This is a genomic window from Mesorhizobium sp. B2-3-12, assembly GCF_006442205.1.
Lineage (GTDB): Bacteria > Pseudomonadota > Alphaproteobacteria > Rhizobiales > Rhizobiaceae > Mesorhizobium.
Genome location: NZ_VFVR01000008.1, coordinates 326,101 through 336,217, shown reverse-complemented (window position 1 = coordinate 336,217; position 10,117 = coordinate 326,101). Strand labels below are relative to the sequence as shown.

The following is a 10,117-nucleotide window of genomic DNA, read 5'->3' as shown; positions in this document are numbered from 1 at the left end:
AATTGAGGAATTGAGGAATTGAGGAATTGAGGAATTGAGGAATTGAGGAATTGAGGAATTGAGGAATTGAGGAATTGAGGAATTGCAGCCATCTGGTGCCGGCGTGCAATTCCTAATTTCTCCAGTTCTCCAGTTCTCCAGTTCTCCAGTTCTCCAATTCTCCAATTCCTCAATTCGGCCGGTCATCCAACCCGCGCACGCGCCTCCAGATACCGGCTGATTGCGGCATTGAGCTCGCCGCCGAGGATGAAGATCGCCGAGACGATGTAGAGAAAGACCACCGCGATCATGATCGAGGCGAGGCCGGCATAGGTCGTCACATAGGACGAGAAATGGTCGAGATAGGTGGCAAACATCGTCGAGCCGATCAGCCATGCCGCCAGCGTGAAGATGATGCCCGGCACCAGCGAGACGAAACGGCGCTTGCCGGCCGGCAGCCAGTAATGGACGGCAAACAGGCCGCCGATGATGACGGTCGAGGCAATGACGTAGCGCCACAAAGTGATCGTGCCGGTATAGGGTTTGATCCACTCGAAATGGGCTTCCGCCAGCCGCGCCAGCAACGGCGCGAACACCAGGAGCACGCTGATCGCCAGGAACCCCGCGGTCGCGATCAGCACGAAAAAGATGCTCTGCACCCGGCGATAAATGATGCCGCGCGTCTCCGTGACCCGATAGGCACGGTTGAGCGATGTGCGCAGCGCCTCAATGCCGTTCGAGGCAAAGTAGGCGGCAAGCAGCACGCCGTAGGTCAACAGGTCGGTGCGCCTGACGGTCAGCACGTTGAGCACCTCATGCGCGATCGGCTTGGCGATCTGGTCCGGCCAGGTGTCGAAGACCAGATGCACGGCCGTGTCGGCGAAGGCCTGGGCGCCGAGGAAGCTGCCCAGCGTCGTGGCGAAGATCAGGAACGGAAACAGCGCCATCAGCGAGGTGATCGCCAGATGGCTGGCCATCGCCCAGCCGTCATCGGTGTTGAAATGGCCGAGCGCGTCGTAGAGCACGCGGCGCAGGGCGACAATATTCCGCAGCAAGAACGCGCGCTCCCCTTCGATTGTCTCGACGCCGCGAATATGGGAAGGGAATGCGGCAAATGGCAACCCTTCGTCAAACCACGAATTCGCAAGCAGCAGAGTTGCGCGCCATCATCGTCACCGGTGCTTCTTCCGGCATCGGCGCCTATTGCGCCCGTGCTTTGAAGGCCGAAGGCTGGCGGGTGTTCGCGACGGCGCGCAAGCCGCAAGACATTGCCGCGCTCGAAGCGGACGGCATCGAGGCTTTTTACCTTGACTATAGCGAACCGGATTGCATCGCCGCCCTGGTGGCGGCGGTGCTCGACCGCACCGGCGGCAGGCTCGACGCACTGTTCAACAACGGTGCCTATGCGCAGGCCGGCGCCGTCGAGGATCTGTCCGTTGCGGCGCTCAAGGAGCAGTTCGAGGCCAATTTCTTCGGCTGGCACGACCTGACCCGCCGGCTGGTTCCGGTGATGCGCCGCCAGGGTTATGGCCGCCTCGTCCATTGCTCCTCGATCCTTGGTCTGGTGCCGGTGCGCTTTCGCGGCGCCTATTCGGCGTCCAAGCATGCGCTCGAAGCTCTGATGCTCTGCCAGCGCCAGGAACTGGCCGGCAGCGGCGTCCATGTTTCACTGATCGAGCCGGGGCCGGTAAAATCCAGGATCGCCAGCAACGGCCTGCCCTGGTTCATGAAAAACATCGACATCGAGAATTCCGTGCACAGCGCCGACTATGCTGCGCAACTGGAGCGGTTGCGCGCCGGCGGCAGCCAGTCGGTGCTGAAACCCGGGCCTGAGGTGGTCTACAAGGTTCTGCGCCATGCACTTCTGTCGCGGCGCCCGCGTCCGCACTATGTGGTAACAGTGCCGGCCAGGATCGGCGCTGCGCTCAAACGCATCCTGCCGGCATCGATACTCTACCGCCTGATGGCCAAACGCGCCTGAACGCGAAAACAACTGGAAACGCAAAAATGGCAACCGTCTTCAACATCCTCGCCATTCTGGTTATGGCCGCCGTGGTGATCGTGCTGGTCCGGGGCCTCATCAACATGATGCGCGGCGGTTCGGGCATCACCTCCAACAAGCTGATGCAGGCACGCGTCATGCTGCAGGCCGTGGCGCTGGTGCTGATCCTGCTGGCCGTGTATTTCACCCGCAAGTGAGGATGTCGGCAGCGGGGAGACGACGTGGTCAAGCTCAACAAGATCTACACCCGCACCGGCGATGACGGCACCACGGGCCTCGGCACCGGCGAGCGGCGGCTGAAATCCGACCTCAGGGTGGACGCCTACGGCACGGTCGACGAAGCCAATGCCTGTATCGGCCTGGCCCGGATCCACACGGCGGACGGCCATCCGGCGATCGACGCCATGCTGTCGCGCATCCAGAACGATCTTTTCGACCTCGGCGCCGATCTCGCCGTGCCCGATGACGGCAAGCCGCTCGGTTACGAGCCGCTGCGGATCACGCCGGCGCAGACCGACCGCGTCGAGAAGGACATCGACCTCCTCAACAAGGATCTGCGGCCGCTCAAATCCTTCGTGCTGAACGGCGGCACACCGGCCGCCGCCGCCCTGCATCTCGCCCGTACGGTGGCGCGGCGCGCCGAGCGGCTGATGGTCGCCCTGGCCCAGGACCCTACCGAACACGTCAACCGCGACGGGCTGAAATACATCAACCGCGTCTCGGATTTCCTGTTTGTCGCCGCCCGGGCGGTCAATGACAATGGAAATGCCGACGTGCTATGGGTGCCCGGCAAGAACCGCTGAACGAACCGGAAAGCGGGAGGGGACCAGCGACCGATGTTCATCCCGCTTTACGACACCAACAGGCTGCGCCACATCAGGCTGCAATATGTGACGATCGGCCTGATCGTCGCCAACGCCGTGGTCTATTGCGCAACAGCGCTCGGCGGCGAGAATTTTACCAACGCCGCCGTGCTCGGCCTCGGCTTCATCCCCTCCGTCGTTCACGACACGGCCGAACTCGACCCTCGCTTTGTCATCATCCCCGAGAGCCTGAGCTACCTGACCTACTCGTTCCTGCATGCCGATATTTTCCATCTCGGCGGCAACATGCTGTTCCTCTGGGTGTTCGGCGACAATGTCGAGGACGCGCTCGGCCATATCCGCTACCTGATCTTCTATCTTCTGTGCGCCGTCGCCGGAGCCGCCTTCCAGGGGCTCGTCGCCTGGGATTCGCAAGTTCCGCTGATCGGCGCCTCAGGCGCCATTGCCGGCGTGGTCGTCGCCTACCTCATTCTCTATCCCAGGGTGAAGGTGTGGGTGCTGGCCTTTGCCCGCATCCCCTTGCGCATTCCGGCCTTCATCCCGCTCATCCTGTGGGTGGCGTTCCAGGTCGTCATGTTCGCGGCCGGCGGCGAGGATCAGATCTCCTGGGCCTGCCATATCGGCGGCATCATCGCCGGCGCGGTTCTGGTGCTGGTCCTACGCAGCCGCGGCGTGCCGCTGTTTGCCCCTGCCGACGAGGACACCGTGGTTCCCACGCCGGACCAGCCGCCGGTTGCCGCTGAACCAGCCGCGTCCGAACCGTCGGCCACCACGACGCGCTGGGGCCGAGGAAACCCTTCTGGCCCAAACTGAACCGATTTGAGCCGCTTTCTGCGTATTGACGTCAAGGGTTGCCCCAACTACGGAAACGTCTCCGTCCGAGCCCAAAGGCTGTTAAGGAGCGGTCCACGATGGGCAAAGGCCAGAATTTCCATCCTGCCAGAATTCCGTCTGGCCGGAATTCAGTCAGGAATGTCGGCTTTCGACAACTCAGAGCGAGCGCAGGCTGCTATAGCGCGCCCAACTAGCGTGAAGAGGTGACAGGCAAATGAAGATCCTTGTGCCCGTGAAGCGGGTTGTGGACGCGAACGTCAAGGTGCGCGTGAAGGCCGATGGTTCGGCGGTGGAGTTGGCCAACGTCAAGATGGCGATGAACCCGTTCGACGAGATCGCGGTCGAGGAAGCGATCCGGATCAAGGAAGCCGGCAAGGCCGAAGAGATCATCGTCGTGTCGATCGGTCCGCAGCAGGCACAGGAAACCCTGCGCACCGCGCTCGCCATGGGCGCCGACCGGGCCATCCTGGTCAAGACCGATGAACAGACCGAGCCGCTGGGCGTCGCCAAGGTGCTGAAGGGCGTCGTCGACGCCGAACAGCCTGGCCTCGTCATCCTGGGCAAGCAGGCGATCGACGACGACTCGAACCAGACCGGCCAGATGCTGGCCGCGCTGCTTGGCTGGGCGCAGGGCACCTTCGCGTCCAAGGTCGTGCTCGAGGGTGACCATGCCAAGGTGACGCGCGAAGTCGACGGCGGCTTGCAGACGGTAGACTTGAAGATGCCGGTGATCGTCACCGCCGACCTTCGCCTCAACCAGCCGCGCTATGCCTCGCTGCCCAACATCATGAAGGCCAAGAAGAAGCCGCTCGACGAGAAGACGCCCGCCGACTACGGCGCCGACGTCAAGCCGCGCCTGAAGGTCATCAAGACCGAGGAGCCGAGCGGCCGCAAGGCGGGCGTCAAGGTCAAGAGCGTCGCCGAACTGGTCGACAAGCTGAAGAACGAAGCCGGCGTTTTGTAAGCGATCGGGAAAGGAACAGACATATGGCAATTCTCCTCATCGCCGAACACGACAACGCCACCCTTTCCGACCAGACCGCCAAGGCGCTGTCGGCGGCGCTCCAGATCGGCTCGGACGTGCATGTGCTGGTGGCCGGCAAGGGCGCCAAGGCCGCCGCCGACGCCGCCGCCAAGCTGAAGGGCGTCGGCAAGGTGCTGCTCGCCGACGCTGACGAACTGGCCGAGCGTCTCGCCGAGCCGACGGCGGCACTGGTCGTCTCGCTGGCCGGCGCCTACGACACCATCATCGCCCCGGCGACATCAGCCGGCAAGAACGTCGCGCCGCGCGTCGCGGCCCTGCTCGATGTCGCGCAGGTCTCCGAGATCATCGAAGTGGTGTCGCCTGACACCTTCAAGCGCCCGATCTATGCCGGCAATGCCATCCAGACCGTCCAGTCGACCGACACCAAGAAGGTGATCACCGTGCGCACGGCTTCCTTCCAGGCGGCGCCCGAGGGCGGCTCGGCCTCGGTCGAGACCGTCCAGGCGGCGGCCAATCCTGGCCTGTCCACCTTCGTCGAGAACAAGCTCTCGGAGACCGATCGTCCCGAACTGACCTCGGCCAAGATCATCATTTCGGGTGGCCGTGCACTTGGCTCTTCCGAAAAGTTCCAGGAGGTCATCCTGCCGGTCGCCGACAAGCTCGGTGCCGCGGTCGGCGCCTCGCGCGCCGCCGTCGATGCCGGCTATGCGCCGAACGACTGGCAGGTCGGCCAGACCGGCAAGGTCGTCGCTCCCGATCTCTACATCGCGGTCGGCATTTCCGGCGCCATCCAGCACCTTGCCGGCATGAAGGATTCCAAGGTCATCGTTGCCATCAACAAGGACGAGGAGGCACCAATCTTCCAGGTCGCCGACTACGGTCTCGTCGGCGATCTCTTCGTCATCCTGCCGGAGTTGCAGAAGGCGCTTTGACGCTTCCGAGCAAACCGTATTAAATTGCGAGGGGTGGGGTAGACGAAGTCGCCCCGCCCTTTTAGTTTGCACCGCACAATAAGCAGGCCACAAAAGGCTTAAAGCAATTCCAGCAGCAGTGCGCAGGGGTTTTTGCGCCGGGAATTGCAGGAAAACAAAAGAGATGGGGCGGTTCGCTTTTCCAGCGAAAAACGCTCCGGACGGGATCGGGTAATGAGCAAGATCGAGACGATCGGCATCATTGGTGCGGGCCAGATGGGCGGCGGCATCGCCCACGTCTCCGCGCTTTCGGGCTACAAGGTCCTGATCTACGATATATCACCCGACCGCATCGAGAAGGGCATTGCCACCATCAGTGGCAACATGGCCCGTCAGGTGGGGTCCGGCAAGCTCGACGAGAAGCTACGCAACCAGGCGATGGCACGCATTGCCTCCGCGCCCACGATGGCCGATCTGGCAGGCGCCGATCTGGTGATCGAGGCGGCGACCGAGGACGAGACCGTCAAGCGCAAGATCTACGCGCAGCTCTGTCCGCAGCTCAATCCCGAAGCCATACTGGCAACCAACACCTCGTCGATCTCGATCACGCGGCTCGCCGCGCAGACCGACCGGCCGGAGCGTTTCATCGGCATACATTTCATGAACCCGGTGCCGGTGATGAAGCTGGTCGAGCTGGTACGCGGCATCGCCACCGAGGATCAGACCTTCGAAGCCGCCAAGACCTATGTGAAGCAGCTCGACAAGACGATCACGGTCTCGGAGGATTTCCCGGCCTTCATCGTCAACCGCATCCTGCTGCCGATGATCAACGAGGCGATCTACACCCTCTATGAGGGGGTCGGCTCGGTGGATGCCATCGACACCGCCATGCGGCTTGGCGCCAACCATCCGATGGGGCCGCTGCAGCTTGCCGATTTCATCGGCCTCGACACCTGCCTGTCGATCATGCAGGTGCTGCATGACGGCCTGTCGGATTCGAAGTACCGTCCCTGCCCGCTGCTGGTCAAATATGTCGAGGCCGGCTGGCTTGGCCGCAAGACCGGGCGCGGCTTCTACGACTATCGCGGCGAGCACCCCGTTCCGACGCGCTGACGGGGTCTCAGCACAGGGTTCGGCGTTTCCGTCAGCCGGTGAACCGTGCTGACGTGATTGCCCCTCACGAGGCCGCGGCGAGCGGCTCAGGCGGTTCTGACCGGTCGTCGGTGATCCTGCCGTCCGGCGCCACGCAAACGCATCCGCGGCCGGCGGCCTTGGCCGCGTAGCAAGCGGTGTCGGCCCTTGCGATGATCTCGTCGGCTTCGCCGCAATCGGCATTGATCGCCGCAAGTCCGATACTGGCGCCGATCACGTGCGGCCGGCCATCCCAGGTGAAGTTCAGGCCGGCTATCGCATCGATGATGGAGCGTGCCGCGATCCGGGCGCCGGCCGTCGAGCCGGATTTCAGGATGACCGCGAATTCGTCGCCGCCCAGACGCGCGACGATGTCTTCGGGACCAAGTACGCCGCGCACGGCCTCGGCGACCCGCTTCAGCAAGGCATCTCCGGCGGCGTGGCCGCCCGTGTCGTTGACCAGCTTGAAATGGTCGAGGTCGATGAACATGAACTGATGGCCGCCGCCTGCCGTCGTGCCGTCCTTGCGCGCCTGGCCGACAAGGTCCTCCATGATGCGGATGAAGCTCGAACGATTGGCCAGCCCGGTCAGCGCGTCATGCGCGGCGGCATGGGCGAGCTGCCGCTGCAGGGCGCGCGCATCGGTGAAGTCCTGGAACACGATGACCAGGCCGCAGAATTCGCCGCGCTCGTTCACGATCGGCGACACCACCTGGCGGATGCTGCAGCGCGTGTCGTCGCGCCGGATCAGCACCGCACGGCTGTTCTGGTCGGAGGGCGCCCCGGCGCCGATCGATGTGCGCGCCACGCCTATGCGCTGCCCCGTCTCCTCGTCGACAGCCCAATAGACATGACCGAGCGTCTTGCCGAGTGCCTCGTCGCCACAAACGCCGGTCAGCTTCTCGGCCACCGGATTCATGAAGGTGACGCGGTTCGCGGCATCGGTGCAGATGACGGCGTCGCCGATCGATTGCAGCGTCACCTTCAGCCGCTCCTTCTCGTCGGCCAGCAGCGCCGCCGAGACGGTGAGCCGTTCTTCGGCCTGCTTGCGTCGGGTGATGTCGGTCAAGCTGCCGATCGCTCTGATCAGTTGCCCATCCGCGTCACGCTCGATAGCCTTGCCGCGGTCGAGGATCCAGATCCAGCGGCCATCCTTGTGGCGCATCCTGAACTCGGCCTCGAAGAATTCCGTCTCGCCCTCGAGATGGGCGCGATCGGCCTCCGCGACGGCAGCGCGGTCGTCCGGATGGATCATCGTCAGCCAGCGGTCGGGGTCGCCATCCAGCTCGCCGTCCTCGAAACCGAGCATCTTGACCCAGGTGGAGGAATAGGTGGTGCCTCCCTTGCGTATGTCGAGGTCCCAGACACCCTGACCGGCGCCGGCCAGCGCGAAATTCCAGCGCGTTTCGGCCTCGGCGATGCGTGCCTCGGCCTGCTTGCGCGCGTCGATATCCTCGATCTGCGAGACGAGATAGAGCGGGTGTCCGTTCTTCTCATCGCGAATGGCGGAGCCGGCAAGTTGGGCCCAGACGGGTGTACCGTCCTTTTTGAGATAACGCTTCTCGAAATGGAAAGCATCGACGGTGCCGGCCTTCAGGCCGGCCATCGTTTCGCGTCCGATCTCCAGATCGTCGGGATGCGTGATCTGGAAGAAGGTCAGCGCCTCTATCTCCTCGCGGCTGTAGCCGAGCATGGCGGCGAACGCGGGGTTTGTCTGCAGTATACGCCCGTCGAGGCTGACGATGGCGATGCCGATGGCCGAGTCCTCCATGACCCGGCGGAACCGCTGTTCGTTCTCGGCAACCTGCCGGCGGTCGCCGGGGATGCGCGCGATGAACAGGGCCGCGAGCATAAGCGCGCCGGCCGTCAATGCGCATGACACCTGAAGGCAGAGCTCGAGCGCCTGTGCGCCAAAGTCCAGCCTCGGCAACATGATCGAGGCCGCCGCCACGGCAAGACCGGCCACGGCCAAGGCCAGCGCCGCATGTCTGTGAGGCCTGATGAGTGCTCGTAATCTCACGATTTATGCCACCCCCGTGGGCAATCGCTTTTTCCCGTTAAAACCCTGAAGGATCGATTTTAAGGAAAGGTTGCGCCCGAGGTACCGGCGATATGGGAAACCGGCAAACAATTGCCGGCATGATTAAGGATCGGTGTGCACGGCGTATGATCCCGGGCTGGCGCTACCAGCGCACGAAAAACCGCCCGCCGAGCGCGCCTAGCAAAGCGAGTGCCGCGATGGCGATCGTGTACCAGGTGGCAACGAAAAGCGGCGAGTCGTCGAAGCAGTGCGCGGCATAGAAGGTCGCCGCCAGCCCGCCGGCGAGCAGCCCGGCGACCGTTCCGGCAAGAACCGGCCGTGTCGGCGCGCCATAGCGCAGCATCCACAGGAAGATGGCCAGCGGGCCGATGCCGATCAGCGGGATGAACCCCATGCAGATCATCATGTTGGAGCCGACCATGCGCGTGCCCCACAGCGCCTGCGGCACCATGAACAGCTCAAGAGCCACCGCAACAGCCACCAGCAGGGGCGCCGCGGCCATCCAGGCCAAGGCCCGCGCCGTCGAGGCGCCAGGCGTCGACAGGACGCGTATAAAAGCGAAGGCGCTGGCGGCGAGCACTATGGTGAAAACGAACTTTGCGAGGAAGCGCATCGTATGCGCGGCCGCCATGAAATCGGGGCGCGGACCGATGGTCATCCAGAAGACCGCGGCAGCGACCACAACGGCCATACCAGCCGCCAGCCACCAGGCCGAACGCAGCGGCATCGCCTTGCTACTGATATCGGCGTCGAGTGCCTTGATGAGATCTTCGGTTCTCATGTCACTGCCGTCCAAACCGCTTGGCTATCGCGGCAAGTCCGCGGTGCAGCGACACCCGCACCGCTGTTTCGCTGATGCCGAACTTGGCCGCCGTCTCCCCGATCGAGTGGCCCTCGACCGATATGGCCGAGACCACCGAACGCTGCGCCGGCGGCAAGGTGTCGAGCGCCCGGTGGACGTCGCGCTCGCTGACCGTCTCGGTCTCCGGCTCGGCGAAAGTCTCGGCGATGTCGTCGACATCGATCTCGATGCGCCGTCCGCGCCGCCGGAATGCGTCGATCAGCTTGAAACGGGCAATCGCATAGACCCAGGGCAACACCGGCGCGTCCTGGCGCCAGGTATGTCGTTTCACATGAATGGCCAGCAAGGTTTCCTGCACGACATCCTCGGGATCGACTCCGCCCTGCACGATCTTGCGCCGGACAAAGCCGCGGATCAGCGCGGCAATCCGGTGGAGAAAATCGGCATAGGCCTTTTCATCTCCCGCGATCGCGGCCCGCATCAGCCGGGAAAGCTCGGCCTCGTCCTTGCCGCTCACAAGAGTTCACTCCCCCGATCTTCGCGCCTCGGCACTGATTTGTTACGTGGCCGGCGAAATAATGTCCAAGCCAATCTACGGGCAAATCACG

11 protein-coding genes are annotated in these 10,117 nt (G+C 63.7%); 7 read left to right on the top strand and 4 right to left on the bottom strand.

Translation table 11 applies throughout. From position 1 onward, the window contains the following. Nucleotides 1-182: 182 nt before the first annotated feature. Nucleotides 183-1,034, bottom strand: a complete 852-nt coding sequence (locus FJ948_RS23180; protein ID WP_027031240.1) for a YihY/virulence factor BrkB family protein — start codon at nt 1,032-1,034, stop codon at nt 183-185. A gap of 59 nt (nt 1,035-1,093) precedes the next feature. On the opposite strand from FJ948_RS23180, the gene FJ948_RS23175 reads away from it, so the two are divergent. The 7 genes from FJ948_RS23175 (at nt 1,094) to FJ948_RS23145 (ending at nt 6,648) form a co-directional block, all read left to right on the top strand. Next, nucleotides 1,094-1,960: an SDR family oxidoreductase gene (locus tag FJ948_RS23175; RefSeq protein WP_140708499.1), complete on the top strand. Its 867-nt coding sequence runs from the start codon at nt 1,094-1,096 to the stop codon at nt 1,958-1,960. Between the two features lie 26 nt (nt 1,961-1,986). Then, a complete protein-coding gene (locus tag FJ948_RS23170) occupies nt 1,987-2,178 on the top strand; it encodes a twin transmembrane helix small protein (RefSeq protein ID WP_140708497.1) in 192 nt (63 codons plus the stop codon). Between the two features lie 24 nt (nt 2,179-2,202). Then, nucleotides 2,203-2,784, top strand: a complete 582-nt coding sequence (locus FJ948_RS23165; protein WP_140708495.1) for a cob(I)yrinic acid a,c-diamide adenosyltransferase — start codon at nt 2,203-2,205, stop codon at nt 2,782-2,784. Nucleotides 2,785-2,817: 33 nt separating this feature from the next. After that, nucleotides 2,818-3,618 (top strand): rhomboid family intramembrane serine protease, encoded by an 801-nt coding sequence (locus FJ948_RS23160; protein ID WP_140708493.1) that lies wholly within the window; start codon nt 2,818-2,820, stop codon nt 3,616-3,618. 235 nt (nt 3,619-3,853) lie between these two features. After that, the gene (locus FJ948_RS23155; RefSeq protein WP_140708491.1) at nt 3,854-4,603 is read left to right on the top strand and encodes an electron transfer flavoprotein subunit beta/FixA family protein; all 750 of its coding nucleotides are present in this window, start codon (nt 3,854-3,856) and stop codon (nt 4,601-4,603) included. Nucleotides 4,604-4,626: 23 nt separating this feature from the next. Beyond that, a complete protein-coding gene (locus tag FJ948_RS23150; protein WP_140708490.1) occupies nt 4,627-5,556 on the top strand; it encodes an electron transfer flavoprotein subunit alpha/FixB family protein in 930 nt (309 codons plus the stop codon). A 213-nt stretch (nt 5,557-5,769) separates the two neighbouring features. Further along, entirely contained in the window at nt 5,770-6,648 is an 879-nt protein-coding gene (locus FJ948_RS23145) for a 3-hydroxybutyryl-CoA dehydrogenase (protein WP_140708488.1), read from the top strand. A 64-nt stretch (nt 6,649-6,712) separates the two neighbouring features. Here the strand turns inward: FJ948_RS23145 and FJ948_RS23140 are convergent, their stop codons facing one another. The 3 genes from FJ948_RS23140 to FJ948_RS23130 all read right to left on the bottom strand — a co-directional run bounded on the left by FJ948_RS23140 (nt 6,713) and on the right by FJ948_RS23130 (nt 10,026). Beyond that, on the bottom strand, nt 6,713-8,632 hold the full coding sequence (locus FJ948_RS23140; RefSeq protein ID WP_246677588.1) for a PAS domain S-box protein: 1,920 nt from the start codon (nt 8,630-8,632) through the stop codon (nt 6,713-6,715). Nucleotides 8,633-8,849: 217 nt separating this feature from the next. Then, the gene (locus tag FJ948_RS23135) at nt 8,850-9,488 is read right to left on the bottom strand and encodes an NrsF family protein (protein ID WP_140708486.1); all 639 of its coding nucleotides are present in this window, start codon (nt 9,486-9,488) and stop codon (nt 8,850-8,852) included. Nucleotide 9,489: 1 nt separating this feature from the next. Further along, the gene (locus FJ948_RS23130) at nt 9,490-10,026 is read right to left on the bottom strand and encodes a sigma-70 family RNA polymerase sigma factor (protein WP_140708484.1); all 537 of its coding nucleotides are present in this window, start codon (nt 10,024-10,026) and stop codon (nt 9,490-9,492) included. Nucleotides 10,027-10,117: the final 91 nt, after the last annotated feature.

Excerpts from the sequence above, each read along its gene's own strand:
- FJ948_RS23175 (WP_140708499.1), top strand. The coding sequence starts at position 1,094 with ATGGCAACCCTTCGTCAAACCACGAATTCGCAAGCAGCAGAGTTGCGC.
- FJ948_RS23170 (WP_140708497.1), top strand. The coding sequence starts at position 1,987 with ATGGCAACCGTCTTCAACATCCTCGCCATTCTGGTTATGGCCGCCGTG.
- FJ948_RS23160 (WP_140708493.1), top strand. The coding sequence starts at position 2,818 with ATGTTCATCCCGCTTTACGACACCAACAGGCTGCGCCACATCAGGCTG.
- FJ948_RS23155 (WP_140708491.1), top strand. The coding sequence starts at position 3,854 with ATGAAGATCCTTGTGCCCGTGAAGCGGGTTGTGGACGCGAACGTCAAG.
- FJ948_RS23150 (WP_140708490.1), top strand. The coding sequence starts at position 4,627 with ATGGCAATTCTCCTCATCGCCGAACACGACAACGCCACCCTTTCCGAC.
- FJ948_RS23145 (WP_140708488.1), top strand. The coding sequence starts at position 5,770 with ATGAGCAAGATCGAGACGATCGGCATCATTGGTGCGGGCCAGATGGGC.
- FJ948_RS23135 (WP_140708486.1), bottom strand. The coding sequence starts at position 9,488 with ATGAGAACCGAAGATCTCATCAAGGCACTCGACGCCGATATCAGTAGC.